Source organism: Lactobacillus sp. WILCCON 0058 (genome assembly GCF_057198005.1).
Window position 1 is genome coordinate 1,710,646 of the sequence record NZ_JBUBHM010000001.1, and the last position, 19,312, is coordinate 1,729,957.

The window sequence follows — 19,312 nt, forward strand, 5'->3', positions numbered from 1 at the left end:
TCTTCCTCCTAGCCGATCTTGTTGGCTTTCAAAACCATTTCATAAGCATCCCTAACTGGACCTTTGGGCTTGTCCCATTCCACCCATTGCGGGTTCTCCCAGTCTTCTTCATTCATCAAAGTATGCAGCTGGTAGGCCTTGTTAATGTACTGCTCGTAGGTTTCCAGCGCCTTGGTACGCGGGATGTTGATGACCAGAATCCGCACGTTCTTGATTAAGCCATTGTTGACGGCCAGTTCCGCGAAGCCATTTTGGTCGATGTTGGAAATTTCATAGTACTGGCTGCCGTCATTTCTGGTAATCTCTTCGATCAAGTCAAATTGCTCGTATAAGTGATCCATTTGTGTCCCCCATTCTTATAAAAAGATTGTAACACAAAGTTCAGTTGCCTTTGCCCGGACGAAACTAAAAGAGCCCGCCGTTTGGCAGGCTCTTTAGAAAAATCTTACTTGTTCAAGGTACTTTGCTTCTTGATCAGTTCGTATGGCAAAACGATGTGCTTGTCTTCCAGGCCTTCATCGTTCATCAGCTTGGTCAGCATTCTCATGGCCACGGCACCCAAGTCGTAGAGCGGCTGCTTGATCGTGGTCAAGGCTGGCCGGACAACTGAAGCGATTTGGGTCGCGCTGGCCGTAACGATTTCAAAGTCTTCCGGCACCTTAGCCCCGCGGTCCAAAGCTGAGTTGAGCAGGCCAACTGAGGAAACGTCTTTGGTGACGATGGCCCCGTTGATCCCCTTCTTGGCCAGTTCCGGGTAAAGGTTGTAGCCGTCGGAGTAGTCCTTGATGCTGTCAAAAATCTCGCAGCCTTCCAGCTCATTGTCAGCCACGAACTTCTCAAAGGCCGGAATCCGGTGGTCCCGGTTGATTGGCGCTTCCTTGTCGCCTACAACCAAGGCCAGCTTCTTCTTGCCGTCGTTTAAGAGCAGGTTCAAAGCTTCCGTGTCGGCCTTCTTGTAGTCGATGTTGACTGACGGAAATTCCAGGTTGTCGGAAACAGTTCCGGCCAAAACTACTGGCGTGTCAGTCCGCTTGAAGGCTTCAGCTGCTTCTTCAGACAGCTTGTTGGACATGTAAATGACCCCGTCAACCTGCTTGTTGAGCAAGCCTTGAATGACGGCGTCTTCCTTCATCAAGCGGTTTTCCACGCTGGAGATGATGATATTGTACTTGTACAAAACGGCAATGTCGTCGATCCCCTTTGACAATTCAGCGAAGTACAAGTTGGTCAAGTCCGGCACGATCAAGCCGACCGTTGTGGTCCGCTTTGAAGCCAGACCCTGCGCTACCGCGTTTGGTTGGTAGTGCAGACGCTTGATAACTTCCATGACCCGGTCACGGGTTTCCTTACGGACATTGTTGTTGCCGTTGACTACCCGGGAAACCGTGGCCATTGAGACCTTGGCTTCCCGAGCAACATCGTAAATGGTTACATCTTGCTTATGCATAATAACAGCCCCACCTATCTAAATACTAATTACTGATTTAATGATACCATGAGAACGCTTTTGGTGCAATCGCTTACAGCTACTTTTTCAGATTTTTTCAGTTTTTTTAGTGCTATACTGAGGTTAATTTCATTAGTAAGGAGAATTTTGCCATGAATTTAGACAAATTACAAAACTGGCTGCAGGAAAACGGGATGGACGTGGCCTACGTTTCCAGCCCGACTACCATCAACTATTTCACGGGTTTCATTACTGATCCTGAAGAAAGAATCTTCAAGCTTTTCGCCTTCAAGGACGCTGAACCCTTCCTCTTCTGCCCGGCTTTGAACTATGAAGAAGCCAAGGCATCTGCTTGGGACGGGGACGTGGTCGGCTACCTGGACAGCGAAGACCCATGGAGCAAGATCGCTGACGAAATCAAGAAGCGGACCAAGGACTATCAAAACTGGGCTGTCGAAAAGAACGGCTTGACGGTTGCCCACTACCAGGCCCTGCACGCTCAATTCCCGGACGCTGACTTCTCCAAGGACTTGTCAGACTTCATCGCCCACATCCGCCTCTTTAAGACGGAAAGCGAACTGGTTAAGATGCGCAAGGCCGGGGAAGAAGCCGACTTTGCCTTCCAGATCGGTTTTGAAGCCCTCAGAAACGGGGTTACCGAACGGGCAGTAGTCAGCCAGATTGAATACCAATTGAAGCTGCAAAAGGGCGTGATGCAGACCAGCTTTGACACCATCGTTCAAGCCGGCGAGAACGCGGCCAACCCCCACCAAGGCCCAAGCATGAACCAAGTTAAGCCAAATGAACTGGTGCTTTTTGACTTAGGGACCATGCACGAAGGCTACGCTTCTGACTCCAGCCGGACGGTCGCTTACGGGGAACCGACTGACAAGATGCGGGAAATCTACGAAGTCAACCGGACTGCCCAGCAAGCAGCCATCGACGCGGCTAAGCCAGGCATGACGGCCAGCGAACTTGACGGGGTAGCCCGCAAGATCATCACTGACGCTGGCTATGGTGAATACTTCATCCACCGCCTGGGCCACGGGATCGGGATGGAAGTTCATGAATTCCCATCCATCGCTAACGGCAACGACGTCGTTTTGGAAGAAGGCATGTGCTTCTCCATTGAGCCAGGGATCTACATCCCAGGCTTTGCCGGCGTCCGGATCGAAGACTGCGGGGTCCTCACCAAGGAAGGCTTCAAGCCATTCACCCACACCAGCAAGGAATTGAAGGTTCTGCCGGTTAAGGAATAAGACTGAAAACAAACAAAAATGACGAGTCTTGCGGCTCGTCATTTTTTATATTCGCGTTTACTATTCTTGATCTGGACTAGTCGGCGCAGTTGGTTCAGCCGGTGCACTTGGTTCTTCCGGCTTCTCTTCCCCTTCTTCGCTCTTTTCAGCATTGTCCAGGTCGCTGGCGTCTTGTTCGCCAGGCTGGTTAGCTGAATCATCGATTACGATGTCGTCGAAGTCCTTCAGTTCAGAATCATCTTCAATGTTCTTTGGGAAAGAAGCCAGTTGGTTCTTCAAGATTTCCGTCCCGTTGTCGTACTTTTCCTTCAAGTCTTCAACGTTTGGATTGCTCTTAAGCTTGTCCTTGACTTCTTCAATCTTGTCGTCTGAGATCAGGCTGGCAGCTGCAACCCCAGCAGCAGCCCCAAAGACGGCCCCTAATAAAAAGCTACCAAATTTGCTCATGGTTGTTCTCCTTTTCTTAATCCTGACCCTTCCGCCGGAAATGTCTGGCAAAAGCCGACGTAATTACGGAAGTGATCATTCCCGTCCGGGTAAAGTGGGCATTGGAAACCTTGTTGATCATCTTCTTGGATGATTCGTTGATGTCTGAGACGCTTTGGCCCAGGTCAGCGGCGGCCTGCACGACCGGCTGCAAAGTTTCCATCTTGCCATTGACGTCTTGCAAAAGCGCGTCCGTCTTTTCCAAGAGTCCGCCAGTCTGCTTCATCAAGTCATCCATGTCGTTAGTCAATTTGGCCAAAGAATCATTGGTCAATTGGACTGTCTTCTCAGCCTCTTTCAAAGTCTTAGAAACATTAAGCAACATGGGAATCGTGAACAGGACCAGTACCAAAAAGGCAATGGCCGCGATCAAACCGGCTAAAGCGCCAAATGAAATTGTCATAGCTTGCTTCCTTTCCTTTCTAAAAAAAGTCTAGCATGAAAACGATTTAGACACAATCGAAAGATTTTCCGAAGTTTTTGCCCGCTTTTCTGTTATCCTTTAAGCATAGCTGAAAGGAGCATTTTTTTAATGAAAAATCTTGATTTCAAAATTGCCGGCATCTCCATCGACGTCGACAAGCTTTTTACCAGCGGCGTGACCATCCTCTGGAAGCTGCTGATTTCCACCCTGGTCTTCTACCTGGTCAGCCATTTCGGCCGCAAAATCATCAAGCGCTACCTGGACAAGCACAACGACAAGCTGGTCCTGTCCAAGAGGTCCCAGACCATCTCAGCCCTGGTGAACAGCCTCTTCCGCTACACCATGGTCTTTTTCTATGTCTACTCCATCTTGACCATCCTGGGCATCCCCGTCGGCACCCTAATTGCCAGTGCCGGGATCTTCTCCTTGGCCATCGGCCTTGGCGCCCAGGGCTTCATGAGTGACCTGGTCAACGGCTTCTTTATCTTAAGTGAAGGCCAGTATGACGTCGGCGACAATGTCGAAATCGGCACTGAAACCGGGACCGTGACCCAGCTGGGCCTCAGAACCACTCAGATCGTCACCACCGATGGTACCTTGATCTTCATCCCCAACCGGCAGATTTCCATCGTCAGAAACCTGACTCACGGCGGGATTGGTCTTAACCTGGACATGAACCTGGATGCGGACACTGACCTCAAGCTGCTGGCCAACCTGCTTGACCAAGCTGATGAAAAGCTGCTTGACTGGCACGAAAAATTGGTCAGCGGGCCAACCCAAATTGGGGTTGTCAGCCAGCAGGGACAGACCATCACCTACCGGGTCCACTTCCAGGTCAAGCCGGGCTTTGAAGGCAAAATCCGCCAGGCCTACTGGCAAACCTACCTGCAGTACTTACGGGTCAACCAGATCAAATTTGGCCAGGAACCAGTCATCATCAACAATAGTAAAAAAGCTTGATCTAAAAATGCTGAGCCGCGGCCCAGCATTTTTTATTTGATCTTAGTTGAATTGAGCGAACCAGGCTGGCAGTTCTTCGATCAAAGCCTTGACTGCCTTGCCCCGGTGGGAAACTTCGTTCTTTTCTTCAGTGGTCATTTCAGCGAAAGTCTTGCCCTTGCTTGGTACGTAGAAGAGCGGGTCGTAGCCGAAGCCATCCTTGCCGCGAGGAATTGCCAGCACTTCGCCTTCGCAGGTGCCAGTTACAACCAGGTCCTTGTCTTCGTGGCCCGGCATGGTCAAAACCAAGACAGTGACAAACTTGGCTTGCCGCTGGTCTTGCGGAACCCCGCCCAAGGCTGCCAAAAGCTTGCCGTTATTTCTAGCATCGTTGTGGGCTTCACCGCCGTAGCGGGCTGAGTGAACGCCAGGAGCGCCGTTCAGTTTCTTAACCCGCAAGCCTGAATCGTCAGCCAAAGTTGGCAGCTTGCTGAAGTCTGCCAAAGCGTGGGCCTTCAGCTTAGCGTTGGCTTCAAAAGTCGTGCCCTTTTCGTTGACGTATGGCGGGTTGTCCAAATCTGCATTTGACTTAAGCTCGATGTCCAGACCAGCCTTCTTGAAAGCTTCTTGCAATTCCTTAACCTTGTTTTGATTATCTGTAGCAAACAATAGTACTTGAGTCATATAGTGCTCCTATCATTTCAAAAAATAAAAAATCTCTCTACTGAAATTTTACCACTTATTCAAGCCTTTTCGAACTTACAAAGAGAGTAATTTCTGCTATTTTCACCGCTTTTTCAGTCCTGGAGAACTTTTTTCTATTTTCCGGCGATTTCCTAGCCTTTTTCTAAAACTTGTTAAAAAATTTCACCATCCTGTAATATTTAGGGTAGAATGAAAACAGCGAATAAGGATGAGGATTATGTCAGAACACAACGAACACGTATACTTTGTCAATCAACTATACCGCGACTTCTTGTTGCCAACGATTTTAGGCGGAGACACGCCGGCGATTCTTTACTGGGCCGGCAAGCGGATCACCCGCAAATATGCCCTCAGTGAATTTGAAGACTTAAGCGAATTCTTCAAGATGGCTGAATTTGGCGATTTGACCATCGTCAAGGAGCGCCGCTCCTCAGTCATCTTCTCCTTGAGCGGGCAGCCAATCAGCGACCGCCTGGCTGCCGGCAGCCGGGAATTCTCCCTGGAGAGCGGGATGATCGCCGAAGCGGTTGAACAAAACCGGGGCCGGTCAGCTGAAGCTGAAATCAGCATTGACGACAAGAAGCAGACCGTCCAGATCACTGCCTTCTTCTAGTAAGCCAGAAGATTGGGCTAGATAAAAGAATATATAAAAAATACCAGAGCCAACGGCTCTGGTATTTTTGTTTCTATTCGATTTTTTATTTCTTAGTCAGCGTACTGGTCAAGAATTTCGTTCAGCTTTTCCTTTGGAGTGTAGCCAGTCAAACGGTCAACTACTTGCCCGTTCTTCTTGATCAAGAGGGTTGGAATGGCCATGATGCCAAAGTTCTTGGCCGTTTCCGGGTTGTCGTCTACATCCATCTTAGTGAAGTGAACGTCTTGTCTTTCTTCAGCCAAAGCTTCGATGACTGGTGACTGCATCCGGCAAGGGCCGCACCAAGTTGCCCAAAAGTCAACCAGAGCTACGCCATCCTTGGTTTCTTCTTCAAAAGTTGCGTCAGTAATTGCATCTACCATGTAAATACCTCAAATCATTAATCTTAAAAACATTATTTTCTACTTGATGTTTTTAGTTTACTAGATCTACTTACTTTTTGCAAGTGACTTGCTTACTTTAAGGTCACGATCGTGGCCCCAGTCCCGCCTTCATTGGCTGGCGCGTAGCTGTAAGCCTTGACGTGCTTGTTGCGCTTGAGGTACTGCTGGACTCCCTGCCGGATGGCCCCGGTCCCGATCCCGTGAATGATGGTGACGGTGCTAAGACCGGACAAAAGAATGGTGTCAAAGTACCGGTCCAAATTGACCATAGCTTCCTCATAGCGCTGCCCGCGTAAATCCAGTGAGCTGTGGGCCCGGCTGGACCGGGAGGCGGAAGTAGCCCGTCTTTGGGCCTGCTGCTTCTGTCCGGCGGCCAGCTTGTCGATGTCTCTGTCGGTCACCTTGAGCTTGATCCGGCCCAGGGAAACCTCATAGTCATGCTCGCCCAGCTTCTTGGTGACCGTCCCGGTCTGCCCGTAAGACAGAACCTTGACCTTGTCACCCACCTGGACATGGTGGCGCTTCTTTTCCTTTTGCAAGACCTTGTTCTTGGCCAAGTTGGCCTCCTGCTTGGCCAGCTGGTTGAATTCGCCCTTGGCGTCCATCAGCTGGTTGGTCTTGACCTGCATCCCTTCCTTGCGGGCTTCTTCCAGCTCGGCAATAATCTTGTCGGCCTTCTTGCGCTTCTTAGCCACAATTTCGTTAGCTCGGTCCTGGGCAAAGTCCAGCTGCTTTTGGACCCGCTGGTTGTAGATGTCCAGGGCATCCTGCAGCTTCTTTTCCAGCTGCTTGGCCCGGTCCAGGCTGGTCTGCAGCTTCTGCTTGTTTTCCGTAGCCAGTTTTGTCTGCTTGTTTAATTCGTCGATCATGTGGTTGATGTCAGAATCATCGCTGCTCATCAGCTTCTCAGCCCCAACTACCACGTCTTCCCGCATGCCCAAACGGCGGGCAATGGCAAAGGCGTTACTGTGGCCCGGGATCCCCATCTGCAGGCGGTAGGTTGGCGACAGGGTCTTGATGTCAAATTCCATGGAGGCGTTGGTCGTCCGCTCTCTGTTGTAGCCATAGAGCTTGAGTTCCGGGTAGTGGGTCGTGACGATGATCTTGGCCCCCTTCTTTCTGAAGAAGTCCAAAATCGAGATTGCCAGGCTGGCCCCTTCTTCTGGATCGGTCCCGGCCCCGATTTCGTCGATCAAGACCAGGCTTTGGTCACTGACCCGCTTCATGATCGCCACGATGTCGTTGATATGGGATGAAAAAGTACTCAGCGACTGCTCGATTGACTGTTCGTCCCCGATGTCGGCAAAGATCTGGTCAAAAACGGCCACGCTGGAACCTTCATTAGCCGGAATAAAGAGGCCGGATTGGGCCATCAGCTGCAGCAGCCCTGCCGTCTTCAAAGTGATCGTCTTACCACCCGTGTTGGGCCCGGTGATCAAGATCGTGTCAAAGTCCTGGCCCAAAGCGATATCGTTGGCCACAACCTTGTCTGGATCGATCAAGGGGTGACGCGCCCCCAGGAGCTTAAAGGACTGGTCAGCAGATAAAAGCGGCTGGCTGGCCCGCATTTGCTTGGCTAATTTTGCCTTGGCCTGGAGGAAGTCCAATTCGCTTAAAGCCGCGGCCACCCGCTTGATGGCCTCCATCTCTTCTCTGGCGTCCAAAGACAATTCGTGGAGAATCCGGCGAACTTCCTGCCGCTCTTCAGCCAGCAGGTTCTGCAGGCGGTTGTTCAAGGGCAGGATGGCGGCCGGTTCGACAAACAAGGTCTGGCCGGAGGCACTTTGGTCATGAACCACCCCGCCAAACTTGTTACGGTATTCCTGCTTAACCGGAATAACATAACGGTCATCCCGGATAGTCACAATCTGTTCTGACAGGTATTGGCCGTTCTTGCCCTTGGTGTAGGCGGTCATCTTTTCCTTGATTTCTGCTTCGGTTGCCAAGCGGCCGTGGCGCAGGCGGGCCAGGTCAGCTGAAGCGGTATCCAGGACTTCCCCGTCATAAGTCAGAGAAGTGCGCAGGCGCCGGTAAAGGTCATCCGGCAGTTCCAGACCCTCCAGCAAGGCATCAATTGCCGCCAAATCCAAAGTTTCGTTTTCTTCCGCGTCTTCTACAAAGCGGCTGCTTTCCTGGGCCAGGGTGAAAATCAGCAGGATATTGCCTAATTCCAGGGCGTTCAAGTCGGCCTTGACCTTTAAACGCTTGAGGCTTGGCTCAACATCTTGAAAGTCGGTTAGGGGCAGCTGTCCCTTGATCCGGTCCAAATCAACCAGTGCCTTGGTTTCGCTTAAGGCCCGGCTGACCGTCTCCCGGTCGCTGGCCGGCTGAAGCTTTAAGGCCTTGCTTTTAGCCGGGGCCGTTACCGCCTGGTCGGCCAGGCGGCTGGTAATTTCCTGGTATTCCAGTATGTCTAAAATTTTGTGATTCATCATCTCAGTAATTTTGTCTAAAAATTTTTTCCTAACAAAAAAAGCGGGCTAAGCACCCGCTTCTTTCTTATTCTGCAGAATCGTCGCCGCTCAAACGGTCATCTTCAAGGAAGGTGTTGAGCACCCCTTGAACCATGTCCCATTCAGCGTCAGAAGTGATTTCGTGCAGGTCGCTGCTGGTTACGTCGCCGTCTTCGTCGGCATCGTAGCTGAAAGCCTGGACTTCAATTTCGTCGTCATCTTCTACAGCTGCCGGGTAAAGCAGGATGTAGGACTTGTCATTGTCGTCAGAATGGAAAGTAAACAATACTTCAAATAATTCTTCGTTGCCGTCTTCATCGATCAAGGTCAGTTGTCTGTCTTGATCTTCGGCGCTAACTTCAAAAGCCATAGTTATTCCTTTCGCTGTAAATCCAAATAGTTCTGCAAAATCAACACAGCTGCCATTTGGTCAACGACCTCCTTGCGCTGCCGGCGATCATGCATTCCCGCCTCTTCAACCAAAATCCTCTCCGAGGCCACGGTCGTCAAGCGTTCATCGTCATAGTAGACTGGCAAGCCGAACTTCTGCTCCAGGCGCTCGCCCATGGCCTTGCTCCGGCTGACCGACCGGCCGGCCGTTCCATCCATGTTCTTGGGCAGGCCAAGGACGAAGCCGTCCGCGTCATACTCACGGACCAGCTTCTTTAAGGACCGCATGCCGAAATTGTGCCGGTCTTCATCAATCGGGATCGTCATCACTGCCTGGGCGGTGATGCCCAAAGGGTCGCTGACGGCCACCCCGATGGTCTTGGAGCCGACGTCCAAACCCAGCAGGCGCATTACTTGTCCTTGCCCAGGTAGCTCTTGACCAGTTCTTCGATGATTTCATCGCGTTCGTGCTTCAAGATCAGGTTCCGGGCGTCGTTGTGGCGTGGGATGTACGCTGGGTCGCCTGAAAGCAGGTAACCCACGATTTGGTTGATCGGGCTGTAGCCCTTTTCTTCCAGGGCCTTGTATACGTCTTCCAGAGTGTCGCGGATGTTCTTTCCCTTATTCTGGTTAAAATCAAAGTGCATCGTCTTATCAAGCGAACTCATTGTTATTCCCCCTCTTTTGTCTATTCTACTTAAAAATTTTCCTTAACTCAATTATTTAGCCTAATTAGTCCAGCTGGCTGACTGCAGCGTCAATGGCATCCTGCAGGCCTTCAGGCTTCTTGCCGCCGGCTTGGGCCATGTTTGGCCGGCCGCCGCCGCCACCGCCGAAGATGGCTGCCACGCTCTTGATCAAGTCACCGGCCTTCAGGCCCTTGTCCAGGGCCTTTTGGCCCAGGCTGATCAGCATGTTGGCCTTGTCTTCTGACTTAGCGCCCAGGATCAAGACGTCAGACTTGCCTTCGCTCTTCCATTGGTCAGCGATTTCCCGCAAGTCGTTCATCCCCTTGACGTCAGCAATCGTGGCGATAACCGTCAAGTCGCCAACCGTCTTGACTTGGTCAAAGATCTTGCCGGCCTTGGAAGCGTTGATTTGTGCTTCGTAAGCGGCATTTTGCTTTTCAGCACTTCTGAGTTCTTCTTGCAGGCTGGCAATCTTGCTTTGGATGCCATCTGCCTTAGTAGCCTTAACTTCAGCCTGGATCTGGTCCAGGATGTCTGAGCGGCCGGCTAAGTATTCGTAAGCCAGCTTGGAAGTTACGGCTTCAATTCTTCTGACCCCGGCACCGATGGCTTGTTCAGAAATGATCTTGAAGACGCCGATTTGGGAGGTGTTGTCGCAGTGGGTACCCCCGCAGAATTCGATGGAGAAGTCATCCATTTGCACAACTCTGACCTTATCGGTGTACTTGCCGTCAAAGAGGGCCAAAGCACCCATCTTCTTACCAGTTTCCGGATCAGTTTCCGTGGTCTTGACCTGAATTGCTTCCCAGATCTTTTCGTTGACGATCTTTTCAACGTTCTTCAGTTCTCTTGGCGTGGTTGGGTCAAGGGAAGTGAAGTCGAATCTCAAGTAGTCTGGTTCAACGACTGACCCGGCCTGGTGGGTGTGTTCACCCAAAACTTGCCGCAGGGCAGCGTGCAAAAGGTGGGTAGCTGAGTGTGAGTGGCGCAGGCCTTCCCGGCGAGCGCGGTCAATCTTCAGCTTGTAGGTCTGTCCCTTTTCAAGCGGCAGGATCACGTCAACGAAGTGCAGGTTCTGGTCGTTAGGCGCGTGCTGAACGTCAACTACCCGGGCAACCAGGTTGCCTTCTTCATCGTAGATGTCACCGTGGTCAGCCACCTGGCCGCCCCGTTCAGCGTAAAATGGCGTCTTGTCGAAGATCAAGGTTGCCTTTTCGCCGTCAGCCTTGTCAACCAGCTTGTCGTCAACGATGATGTCAACCAGCTTGCTTTCTTCTTCGTAGACCCCGTATTCAAAGACGCTCTTGTCCTTGATTTCCATCAAGGTTTCGTCTTGTGAACCCATGGATTGCAGGTTGCCCCGGGCCTTGCGAGCACGTTCCTTTTGTGCTTCCATCTCAGCGTCAAAGCCTGTTTTGTCAACCTTGAGGCCCTTGTCTTCAGCAGCTTCAACCGTCAATTCGTAAGGGAAGCCGTAAGTGTCGAACATCTTGAAGGCATCCTTGCCGGAGATGGTCTTGTCTTCGCTGTTTTCAGCCTTGTCAATCAAGTCATCCAGCAAAGTCAAGCCGGCTTCCAAAGTTGCGCCGAAGCGGTCTTCTTCGTTCTTGACAACCTTGCTGATGAATTCTGCCTGGTCGCTGACTTCTGGGTAGTGGCTCTTCATGATGTCGCCGACAACTGGCACCAGCTTGTAAAGGAAGGCACCATCGATGCCCAGCTTGCGGCCGTTCAAGGCTGCCCGCCGCAAAAGCCGGCGCAAAACGTAGCCGCGGCCGTTGTTGCCTGGCAAAGCCCCGTCACCAATGGCAAAGGAAATGGCCCGGATGTGGTCAGCGATGATCTTGAAGGAAGTGTCGTCAGCCTTGTTTGCGCCGTACTTCTTGCCCGCGCTCATTTCTTCAGTAGCGTGGATGATTGGCAGGAAGAGGTCGGTTTCAAAGTTGGTCGGTGCATCTTGCAGGATGGAAAGGACACGTTCCAGACCCATCCCGGTATCGATGTTCTTGTGTGGCTGTTCAACGTAGCTGCCATCTGGCAGGTGGTTGAATTCTGAGAAGACGATGTTCCAGATTTCCAGGTAACGGGCGTTTTCACCACCTGGGTAGTTTTCAGGGTCATCTTCTGGCACGTCATTGTTTTCCTGGCCGCGATCGTAGAAGATTTCTGAGTCAGGACCACATGGGCCTTCACCGATGTCCCAGAAGTTGTCTTCCAATTGCACGATGTGGTTTTCCGGCAGGCCGACTACTTCATGCCAGATCCGGTGAGCTTCGGTATCCTTAGGGTAAACAGTCACGTACAGCTTGTCCTTGTCCAGGTCCAGCCAGTCAGGACTGGTCAAAAATTCCCAAGCCCAAGGAATAGCTTCTTCCTTGAAGTAGTCACCAACTGAGAAGTTGCCCAGCATTTCAAACAAAGTTTGGTGGCGGGCGGTCTTGCCGACGTTTTCAATGTCGTTGGTTCTGATTGACTTTTGTGAGCTGGTAATCCGGCGGTTCTTTGGCACGACTGAGCCGTCGAAGTACTTCTTCATGGTTGCCACCCCGGAGTTGATCCAGAGCAAAGTCGGGTCATCCTTTGGAATCAGGCTGGCTGACTGCATGACCATGTGGCCGTGTTCAGCAAAAAAGTCGAGGAACATTTGCCGAAATTCTGAACTGTTTAACTTTTTCATCAAAATCTCCTAAAAACACAAAAAAACAAGCATGTTTGCCTAATTCAAGGACGCTCTAGACGCGGTACCACCTTGATTGCAACAATGCTTGTTACCTCTTGATTATCTTAAATTGATCACTTTAAGGAGCATTTTCTGGCCAGCGATAAACCCTTCCCAGCTGCCGGTTCTCTCTTTGAATCGGCTGGACAGAAAACATATCTTAAACGTCACTAATTTTACTACTTAGAGAAAAAATGTCAACGGTTTTGTTCGCGCTTGCGCTTACGGAGGCGCTTTTGGTGGCGCATTTCATGCCGGGCTTCAATCTTCCGCTTCTTGCGGTTATCTTCTTGGATAGCCTGCTTGATCTTCTTTTTGTAGCCAGGCTTGCGCTTGGACTTGACCTTCTTGACCACGCCCTTCATGTGCGGGTCAAGCTGGCGGTTTGAGGCAGTCCGGTTGTCCCGGCGGCGGTAGTGGGTCCGCGGAGCGAGTGCCCCGTCCTTGATTTCCACGAAGTCAAAGTGGACGCCCATGTGCTCCAAGGCCCCGACCCGGTTCATCTCTTCTTCTCTGACCAAAGTCACGGCGTGGCCCGGCAGGCCGTTCCGGCCAGTCCGGCCGATCCGGTGGATGATGAATTCCAGGTCCTTGGGAATCTCGTAGTTGATGACCAGGCTGACGCCAGGCAGGTCGATCCCCCGGGCAGCCAGGTCACTGGCTACGACGTACTGGTACTGGCCGGCCCGGACTTCCCGCAGGGTCCGCTTTCTTTCCCGTTCGGTAATGCCGCCATGGATCTTGGCCACCTTGAGCCCTTGCTTGGCCAGGTAGTCAGCCAGTTCGTCGACCATCTGCTTGGTGTTGGCAAAAACCAAGGCCAAGTAAGGCTGGCCCATGGTCAAAAGCTTGTAGACGATCTTCTTTCTGTCCTTGCTGCCGATGTCCAAGAGGTCATTCTTGATCGTTGGGGCAATAACGGCCGGGTTGTCGATCACGATTTCTTTCGGCTTGGCCATGTACTTCCGTAAAAAGTTGGTCAGCTTGACCGGAATCGTGGCTGAAAAAGCGGACATGACCACGTCCTTTGGCAGACGGGCGGCAATCTTGTCCACGTCGCCCAAGAAGCCCAGGTCCAGAGTCATGTCAGCTTCGTCGATGACGAAGTTCTTGACCTGGTCCAAAAGCAGGATCTTCTTGTCAGCAAAGTCCAAAAGCCGGCCCGGAGTGGCGATAACCAGCTGGGGCTTGTTCTGCTCAAATCTGGCGATCTGCCGATCCCGGTCGCTGCCCCCGGCCAGGTGGGCAATGGCAATGTTCAAGCCAGAGGCATCTCTTAGCTGGCGGGCTACCCGGTAGAGCTGGTCAGCCAGTTCCCGGCTTGGGGCCGTGACGATAGCTTGCACATAGCGGGCGTCTTCGTCAATGGAGTTTAAAATCGGAATCAAGTAGGCGTGAGTCTTCCCGCTCCCCGTGGCCGCTTGCACGATCACGCTCTCTTCTTTCAGCATGGCCGGGATGACTTTTTCTTGGACCGGAGTCGGTTTGGTAAAGCCGATCTTGGCCAGGCCCTGGCGGATTTCGCTTCTTAAGCGCGTGTCAGTAAAAATGTTATTCATGGTCTTCCTTGTATTTCTTGGTTACTTCAACTAATTCCTGGAAAATCTGGTCGATTTCCGCCTGGTCGTGGGCAGTTGCCCCTGAGGCCAGTTCGTGGCCGCCCCCGTCGTGGGCTTCAGCCAGCTTGTGGATGTAAGGACCCTTTGACCGGTAGTGAACCCGGTAAGTGCCGTCTTCTTTTTCCACGATGACCAGCCAGGTCAGGATCCCCTTGATCCGGCCCGGGGTTGACACAGTGACTGAAGCTTGCGGCTGGGTAACGCCCAGTGCCTTTAAGTCTGCCTGGGTAATTACGGCGATAGCAACCAGGCCGCTTTCGTCCAGCTGCATTTTCTCCAGCGCCAGGCTCTGCAGCTTGGCCTGCTGGAAGGTTACTTCACTTTCGTTTCTGGCGATTTGGGAGATGTCGATCCCGGTCTTCATCAAGCGCGATACTACTTCAAAAGTGTGGGCGCTGGTCGCGTCGTACATGAAGCGGCCAGTGTCGCCGATGATGCCGGCGTAAAGAGCCAGGGCGATTTCCCGGTTAAGGGGCAGGCCTTCTGCTTCAATAAAGTCAGCGATGATTTCGCAGGCAGCAGCAGCTTTTGAGTCAACGTAAGACATATCAGCGTATGGGTCAACATCCGGGTGGTGGTCAATCTTGATCAGGTAGTCCCCCATCCGGTAGCGCTGGTCAGAGATCCGCGGCGTGTTAGCCGTGTCGGTCGTGATCACCAAGGCGCCTTGGTAGTCTTCATCCTTGACTTCATCCATGGTGTTGATCCAGTCCAGGTCACCGACGTCATTTTCCCCGGTGCAGAGAATCTTCTTGTCCGGGAACTGCAGACGCAGGCTCTTAGCTAAAGCAGCCTGGGAGCCGATAGCGTCCGGGTCGGGATTGGTGTGCCGGTGGAGGATGATGGTCGGATATTGCTTAATCTTACTGAAAATTTCGTCAAAAGTGTTCATCGCGGGGTCCTTTCTGCCTTATGAGTTCAAAATTTTATTTTAGCAAAAAATCAGCCTTTTAGCTATTCATCTGCAAAAAGACTGATTTCCTGATAATGTGTTTCTTCAAGTTCGCCAGCTGACAAGCCTAAGAGGCGGATGCCTTCAGCCAGAAATTCCGGTTCCTTGGCCAAGAGCTCTTTAGCCAGCTGGTAAAAGACATCCGGATCGCTGGTCGGCTGGACCTTCTGCCGGCGGGTGATGGTCTTGAAGTTGCGATCGCGGACTTTCAAAACGACTACTCTGGCCAAAAGGTTTCTCTGCTTTAGTTCAGCAGCAACCGTCTGGCTGAAGTCCTTTAAGTAGCCTTCCGCCCGCTCTTGGTCATAAACCACCGGCTCAAAAGTCCGCTCCTTGCCCAAAGACTTGCGCTGCCTAGAGGCCTGCACCGGGCTTAGGTCAATTCCGTAAGCATGCAGAGCCATGTAGTAGCCAAACTTCTTGAAATCCTTTAACAAGCGGCTAAGACCGTAATCTCTAAGATCGCGGCCGGTCAAAACCCCAGCTTCTTTTAACCGCTCCTGGGTCTTCTTGCCGATGCCGGGGAATTTCTTGATTTCCTGCCTGTCCAAAAAGGCCTGGGCCCGGTCCGGGGCAATATAAGTGCGGCCAAAAGGCTTGGCGTATTCTGACCCCATCTTGGCTAAAAACTTATTGTAGCTGACCCCGAAAGATGAGGTTAAATGCAGCTGGCGGAAAATCTGCTCTTGCAGGTAGCTGGCCAATTCCAGGGCGCTTTTGCCGGGGATCTTGCTCTGGGTCACGTCCATATATGCTTCGTCCAGCGCCACGCTTTCGATCTGGTCGGTCAGTTCGTGCATTAAGTCATGCACTTGCCCGGAAACCTGGCGGTATTTTGCAAAATCGGGCTCAACGAAAACCAATTCTTCAGCTGGAATCAGCTTGACGGCTTGGGCGGCCGGCATGGCTGACCCAACCCCGTACTTTCTGGCCCGGTAGTTGGCGGTAGCGATCACTCCGTGGCCACCCGTTTTCCTGGGATCCCGGGCAATCACGACTGCCTTATTCGCCAATTCCGGCCGGTCCCGCATCTCAACTGAAGCGTAGAAGGCGTCCATGTCCAGGTGGATAATCCGGCGGGAAAAATCGTTCCTGGGCAAGAGGTCAATGTCGGCCATTACTTGTAGATCCAGCCGTCCTCAGGATCAGCAAAAATCTTGCTGGTGTCCGGTCCCATGCAGTAGGGCCGGTACTTGACTGGCTTTTCGCCGGCAGCGTTTGCCTTTTGCCAGGCAGCTTCTACCGCGTCCACGAACTTCCAATACTGCTTCAGTTCTTCCCACTTGGTAAAGTTGGTGGAATCGTTGACGAAGACATCGTGAATCAAGCGCTCATAGCCATCTGGCACTTCAGCTTGTTCATCTTCGCTGTAGCGGTAGCGCAATCTTTCCAGACGCAGGTCACCGCCAGCAACAGTCTTGCCGTTTAAGCGGAAGTAGACCTGGTTGACCGGGTCGATCTCAATGGTCAGCACGTTGGTCTTGGCCTTATCGTCGTATAAGCCAGCTTCATCCTTAAAGACTACGTCCACCCGGGTCTTCTTTTCCCGCATTTCCTTGCCAGTTCTGAAGTAAACCGGGACGCCAGCCAGAGGCCCCTTGGTAAATTCCAGGCGGCCAGCCACGTAGGTTTCAGTCTTGGAGTCTTCCGCCACGTTAGGCTCTTTGACATATTCAAAAGTGGTTTCCGTCCCCAGGTACTGGCCGCGGATGATGTTCTCGCTGACGGCTTTTTCATCAGGGATAACTAAAGATTCCAGAAGTTCTTCTTTAGCCGCGTGGATGGCCTTGTCAGACAAGTCTTTTGGCTCTGGCATGGCTAAAAGGGTGATGATCTGCATAATGTGGTTCTGGACCATGTCCCTTAGGGCCCCTGAGTTATCATAATAGCCGCCCCGGGCTTCAACGCCCAGCCGTTCAGCCAAGGTAACCTGGACATTCTTAACCGCGCCGGCATTCCAGATCCGCTTGATCAAGGAGTTGCCAAAACGCAGAGGCAGGATATTCTGCACCATTTCCTTGCCCAGGTAGTGGTCGATCCGGAAGACCTGGTCTTCGTTAAAGGAGCCGCGGATCTGCTGGTTCAAGACTTCCGCGCTGGCCAGGTCAGTCCCAAATGGCTTTTCAACCACCAGGCGGTTGAAGCCGGTCCCGGTCAAGTGCTGGTCGGCAATGTGTTCAGCAATCGTCCCAAAGAAGCTTGGGGCCATGGCCATGTAGAAGATGCGGTTGCCGCCGCATTCATAGCGCTCGTCCAGTTCCTGGGCCAATTGCTTCAAAGTCACGTAGTGTTCAACGTTGGTTACGTCGTGGGACTGGTAGTAAAAGTGGCTGGCAAATTCCGTCAGCTGTGCTTCATCGACCTCTTCCCAGCTTTCATGGACAGCCTGGGCCACCTGCTCACGCAGGTATTCATGTGACCAGGGCCGCCGGGCAGTGCCGATAACGGCAAAGTTGTCGTGAATGACATTCCGGCGGTAGAGATTGAACAGGGCCGGATAGATCTTGCGGTGGGCCAGGTCGCCGCTGCCGCCGAAAAGGATCATTACTGTTGGAATATTGTTCATTATAGTACCTCTAAAAAATCAACTACTAACTATTTTAGCAATTAATTGGCGCAGGCAAAACAAAAACGTCCCCGAAGGAACGCTTTGTTCGTTTATTCTTGGCTGTCTTTGTCTTCGGACGGAGCTTCTGCTGGAGCTTCAGGCTTTGCTTCTTCAGCTGTTTCAGCCTTGTCTTCTGTTGGCTTTGCTTCTTCAGCTGCTTCACTTGCGTCAGCTTGCTTCAAAACAGTTCTGACCGCCAGTCTGGAGAAGGTCAGGTAAATGCCGTCAGCGTCCAAGACGATGGTCTTGTCAGCGTCGTTGATTGAGTCAATCTTGCCGCGCAGGCCGTCAACCATTTCCACGCTGTCGCCCTTCTTGAGCTGGTTCATCATTTCCTGGCGCTGCTGTTGCTGCTTCTTTTGCGGCTTGATCATGGTAAAGTAAGTAAAACCAAACAAAACGGCCAGCATAACCAGCATGAAAATGCTGCTGCCAGCACCGCCATTGGCTGCGGCTAATGCAAAAGTATTCAAATTATCCACCTCATAAAATCAATTTGCTGCTTTTTGGCAGATGCCAAAAGGCTTTAACGAACATTATACTGTAAACTGGTCTTTTTTGCTATTCTTCCTCACCAGGCAGGGGCAAATTCAACTGCTGGTAGGCCTTCTGGGTCACCACCCGGCCCCTTGGAGTCATAACGATAAAGCCATTTTGCAAAAGATAGGGTTCATACAAGGATTCGATCGTCTCCCGGTCTTCCCCAATGTTGGAAGCCAGGGTTCTGATCCCGACCGGGCCGCCCCCATAGCTCAAGATCATGGTTCGCAAGAGCTTGCGGTCAGTTTGGTCCAGTCCAGCGCTGTCAACTTGCAGCTGCTTTAAGGCCATGGCTGTCGTTTCCAGGGAAATTTCTCTTTCTCCCTTGACTTCAGCAAAGTCCCGCACCCGCTTTAAAAGGCGGTTGGCCACCCGGGGCGTTCCCCGGGACCGGCGGGCCAGTTCGTGGGCGGCTTGCGGGGAAATCTTGGTGTGAAAGACCTCGCTGGAGCGGAGGATGATTTTTTCCAAGTCCTCAACTTGGTAGTACTGCATGTGCTCAACGATCCCGAAGCGGTCGCGCAGTGGCGCCGACAACTGCCCGGCCAGGGTGGTTGCCCCAATCAAGGTAAAAGGCGGCAGAGGCAGGTGGATGGCATGAGTTGTCTGCCCTTCCCCAACCACGATATCAATGTAAAAGTCTTCCATGGCTGAGTAAAGGACTTCTTCAACCGGCTTGGCCAGGCGGTGGATTTCATCGATAAACAAGACATCCCCGGGCTCAAGGTCGGTTAACAGGGCTACTAAATCCCCGGCCCGCTCGATGGCCGGACCACTGGTACTCTTTAAGTTGACGCCTAATTCATTGGCAATGACAAAGGCCAGGGTGGTTTTACCCAGACCCGGCGGGCCGTAAAGGAGGACATGGTCTAAGGCCTCGTCACGCTGGCGGGCAGCCTGGATGTAGACTTCCATGTCCTTTTTGACATGCCCTTGCCCGATATACTGGCTGAGCAGCTGGGGCCGTAAGGAAAGTTCTACCGCTTCTTCACCTTCCGCGGCTTCCTGGCTGGTCAAATGTTCTTCCGTCATCTTCCTTTACCC

The 19,312-nt window shown here is 52.1% G+C and carries 20 protein-coding genes; 3 read left to right on the forward strand and 17 right to left on the reverse strand.

What is annotated here, in order from left to right; translation table 11 throughout:
- Window positions 1-8: 8 nt before the first annotated feature.
- Window positions 9-341 carry a hypothetical protein gene (locus ACYVUU_RS07860; RefSeq protein WP_439775087.1) on the reverse strand — a complete coding sequence of 111 codons (333 nt, stop codon included), beginning with the start codon at window positions 339-341 and terminating at the stop codon, window positions 9-11.
- Window positions 342-445: 104 nt separating this feature from the next.
- Entirely contained in the window at window positions 446-1,447 is a 1,002-nt protein-coding gene (locus tag ACYVUU_RS07865; RefSeq protein ID WP_439775088.1) for a substrate-binding domain-containing protein, read from the reverse strand.
- Between the two features lie 152 nt (window positions 1,448-1,599).
- Here ACYVUU_RS07865 and pepQ point away from each other — a divergent pair, with 152 nt between their 5' ends.
- Window positions 1,600-2,706, forward strand: a complete 1,107-nt coding sequence (gene pepQ, locus ACYVUU_RS07870) for a Xaa-Pro dipeptidase (RefSeq protein WP_439775089.1) — start codon at window positions 1,600-1,602, stop codon at window positions 2,704-2,706.
- A 60-nt stretch (window positions 2,707-2,766) separates the two neighbouring features.
- Here the strand turns inward: pepQ and ACYVUU_RS07875 are convergent, their stop codons facing one another.
- A complete protein-coding gene (locus ACYVUU_RS07875; protein ID WP_484500575.1) occupies window positions 2,767-3,153 on the reverse strand; it encodes a DUF1269 domain-containing family protein in 387 nt (128 codons plus the stop codon).
- A gap of 16 nt (window positions 3,154-3,169) precedes the next feature.
- Entirely contained in the window at window positions 3,170-3,595 is a 426-nt protein-coding gene (locus ACYVUU_RS07880) for a DUF948 domain-containing protein (RefSeq protein WP_439775091.1), read from the reverse strand.
- A 129-nt stretch (window positions 3,596-3,724) separates the two neighbouring features.
- On the opposite strand from ACYVUU_RS07880, the gene ACYVUU_RS07885 reads away from it, so the two are divergent.
- On the forward strand, window positions 3,725-4,576 hold the full coding sequence (locus tag ACYVUU_RS07885; RefSeq protein WP_484500576.1) for a mechanosensitive ion channel family protein: 852 nt from the start codon (window positions 3,725-3,727) through the stop codon (window positions 4,574-4,576).
- Window positions 4,577-4,618: 42 nt separating this feature from the next.
- On the opposite strand, the gene ACYVUU_RS07890 is transcribed toward ACYVUU_RS07885, so the two are convergent.
- Window positions 4,619-5,239 (reverse strand): XTP/dITP diphosphatase, encoded by a 621-nt coding sequence (locus ACYVUU_RS07890; protein ID WP_484500577.1) that lies wholly within the window; start codon window positions 5,237-5,239, stop codon window positions 4,619-4,621.
- A gap of 238 nt (window positions 5,240-5,477) precedes the next feature.
- Between ACYVUU_RS07890 and ACYVUU_RS07895 the strand changes: the two genes are divergently transcribed.
- The gene (locus ACYVUU_RS07895; RefSeq protein ID WP_484500578.1) at window positions 5,478-5,873 is read left to right on the forward strand and encodes a YslB family protein; all 396 of its coding nucleotides are present in this window, start codon (window positions 5,478-5,480) and stop codon (window positions 5,871-5,873) included.
- Window positions 5,874-5,965: 92 nt separating this feature from the next.
- Here ACYVUU_RS07895 and trxA read toward each other — a convergent pair whose 3' ends face one another.
- From trxA to ruvB, 12 genes are all read right to left on the reverse strand, one after another.
- A complete protein-coding gene (gene trxA / locus ACYVUU_RS07900; protein ID WP_439775405.1) occupies window positions 5,966-6,277 on the reverse strand; it encodes a thioredoxin in 312 nt (103 codons plus the stop codon).
- 92 nt (window positions 6,278-6,369) lie between these two features.
- Window positions 6,370-8,730, reverse strand: coding sequence for an endonuclease MutS2 (locus tag ACYVUU_RS07905; protein ID WP_484500901.1), 2,361 nt, complete (start codon window positions 8,728-8,730; stop codon window positions 6,370-6,372).
- Between the two features lie 67 nt (window positions 8,731-8,797).
- Window positions 8,798-9,121 carry a DUF1292 domain-containing protein gene (locus tag ACYVUU_RS07910; protein WP_002876576.1) on the reverse strand — a complete coding sequence of 108 codons (324 nt, stop codon included), beginning with the start codon at window positions 9,119-9,121 and terminating at the stop codon, window positions 8,798-8,800.
- Between the two features lie 2 nt (window positions 9,122-9,123).
- Entirely contained in the window at window positions 9,124-9,552 is a 429-nt protein-coding gene (gene ruvX, locus ACYVUU_RS07915) for a Holliday junction resolvase RuvX (RefSeq protein ID WP_439775406.1), read from the reverse strand.
- Window positions 9,552-9,809, reverse strand: coding sequence for an IreB family regulatory phosphoprotein (locus ACYVUU_RS07920; protein ID WP_002876574.1), 258 nt, complete (start codon window positions 9,807-9,809; stop codon window positions 9,552-9,554). Before ACYVUU_RS07920 ends, ruvX begins: the two co-directional genes overlap by 1 nt.
- A gap of 64 nt (window positions 9,810-9,873) precedes the next feature.
- Entirely contained in the window at window positions 9,874-12,507 is a 2,634-nt protein-coding gene (gene alaS, locus ACYVUU_RS07925) for an alanine--tRNA ligase (protein ID WP_484500579.1), read from the reverse strand.
- A 239-nt stretch (window positions 12,508-12,746) separates the two neighbouring features.
- Window positions 12,747-14,108: a DEAD/DEAH box helicase gene (locus ACYVUU_RS07930; RefSeq protein WP_484500580.1), complete on the reverse strand. Its 1,362-nt coding sequence runs from the start codon at window positions 14,106-14,108 to the stop codon at window positions 12,747-12,749.
- The gene (locus ACYVUU_RS07935) at window positions 14,101-15,060 is read right to left on the reverse strand and encodes a DHH family phosphoesterase (protein WP_484500581.1); all 960 of its coding nucleotides are present in this window, start codon (window positions 15,058-15,060) and stop codon (window positions 14,101-14,103) included. The genes ACYVUU_RS07930 and ACYVUU_RS07935 overlap by 8 nt, the downstream gene beginning before the upstream one ends.
- A gap of 62 nt (window positions 15,061-15,122) precedes the next feature.
- Window positions 15,123-16,238: a DNA polymerase IV gene (gene dinB, locus ACYVUU_RS07940; RefSeq protein ID WP_484500582.1), complete on the reverse strand. Its 1,116-nt coding sequence runs from the start codon at window positions 16,236-16,238 to the stop codon at window positions 15,123-15,125.
- Window positions 16,238-17,686: a glucose-6-phosphate dehydrogenase gene (gene zwf / locus ACYVUU_RS07945; protein ID WP_439775411.1), complete on the reverse strand. Its 1,449-nt coding sequence runs from the start codon at window positions 17,684-17,686 to the stop codon at window positions 16,238-16,240. Before zwf ends, dinB begins: the two co-directional genes overlap by 1 nt.
- Before the next feature lie 92 nt (window positions 17,687-17,778).
- The gene (yajC, locus tag ACYVUU_RS07950) at window positions 17,779-18,201 is read right to left on the reverse strand and encodes a preprotein translocase subunit YajC (RefSeq protein WP_484500583.1); all 423 of its coding nucleotides are present in this window, start codon (window positions 18,199-18,201) and stop codon (window positions 17,779-17,781) included.
- A gap of 88 nt (window positions 18,202-18,289) precedes the next feature.
- Window positions 18,290-19,300: a Holliday junction branch migration DNA helicase RuvB gene (gene ruvB / locus ACYVUU_RS07955; RefSeq protein ID WP_484500584.1), complete on the reverse strand. Its 1,011-nt coding sequence runs from the start codon at window positions 19,298-19,300 to the stop codon at window positions 18,290-18,292.
- Between the last annotated feature and the right edge of the window lie 12 nt (window positions 19,301-19,312).

Excerpts from the sequence above, each read along its gene's own strand:
- ACYVUU_RS07860 (WP_439775087.1), bottom strand. The coding sequence starts at position 341 with ATGGATCACTTATACGAGCAATTTGACTTGATCGAAGAGATTACCAGA.
- ACYVUU_RS07865 (WP_439775088.1), bottom strand. The coding sequence starts at position 1,447 with ATGCATAAGCAAGATGTAACCATTTACGATGTTGCTCGGGAAGCCAAG.
- pepQ (WP_439775089.1), top strand. The coding sequence starts at position 1,600 with ATGAATTTAGACAAATTACAAAACTGGCTGCAGGAAAACGGGATGGAC.
- ACYVUU_RS07875 (WP_484500575.1), bottom strand. The coding sequence starts at position 3,153 with ATGAGCAAATTTGGTAGCTTTTTATTAGGGGCCGTCTTTGGGGCTGCT.
- ACYVUU_RS07880 (WP_439775091.1), bottom strand. The coding sequence starts at position 3,595 with ATGACAATTTCATTTGGCGCTTTAGCCGGTTTGATCGCGGCCATTGCC.
- ACYVUU_RS07885 (WP_484500576.1), top strand. The coding sequence starts at position 3,725 with ATGAAAAATCTTGATTTCAAAATTGCCGGCATCTCCATCGACGTCGAC.
- ACYVUU_RS07890 (WP_484500577.1), bottom strand. The coding sequence starts at position 5,239 with ATGACTCAAGTACTATTGTTTGCTACAGATAATCAAAACAAGGTTAAG.
- ACYVUU_RS07895 (WP_484500578.1), top strand. The coding sequence starts at position 5,478 with ATGTCAGAACACAACGAACACGTATACTTTGTCAATCAACTATACCGC.
- trxA (WP_439775405.1), bottom strand. The coding sequence starts at position 6,277 with ATGGTAGATGCAATTACTGACGCAACTTTTGAAGAAGAAACCAAGGAT.
- ACYVUU_RS07905 (WP_484500901.1), bottom strand. The coding sequence starts at position 8,730 with ATGAATCACAAAATTTTAGACATACTGGAATACCAGGAAATTACCAGC.
- ACYVUU_RS07910 (WP_002876576.1), bottom strand. The coding sequence starts at position 9,121 with ATGGCTTTTGAAGTTAGCGCCGAAGATCAAGACAGACAACTGACCTTG.
- ruvX (WP_439775406.1), bottom strand. The coding sequence starts at position 9,552 with ATGCGCCTGCTGGGTTTGGACGTCGGCTCCAAGACCATCGGGGTGGCC.
- ACYVUU_RS07920 (WP_002876574.1), bottom strand. The coding sequence starts at position 9,809 with ATGAGTTCGCTTGATAAGACGATGCACTTTGATTTTAACCAGAATAAG.
- alaS (WP_484500579.1), bottom strand. The coding sequence starts at position 12,507 with ATGAAAAAGTTAAACAGTTCAGAATTTCGGCAAATGTTCCTCGACTTT.
- ACYVUU_RS07930 (WP_484500580.1), bottom strand. The coding sequence starts at position 14,108 with ATGAATAACATTTTTACTGACACGCGCTTAAGAAGCGAAATCCGCCAG.
- ACYVUU_RS07935 (WP_484500581.1), bottom strand. The coding sequence starts at position 15,060 with ATGAACACTTTTGACGAAATTTTCAGTAAGATTAAGCAATATCCGACC.
- dinB (WP_484500582.1), bottom strand. The coding sequence starts at position 16,238 with ATGGCCGACATTGACCTCTTGCCCAGGAACGATTTTTCCCGCCGGATT.
- zwf (WP_439775411.1), bottom strand. The coding sequence starts at position 17,686 with ATGAACAATATTCCAACAGTAATGATCCTTTTCGGCGGCAGCGGCGAC.
- ruvB (WP_484500584.1), bottom strand. The coding sequence starts at position 19,300 with ATGACGGAAGAACATTTGACCAGCCAGGAAGCCGCGGAAGGTGAAGAA.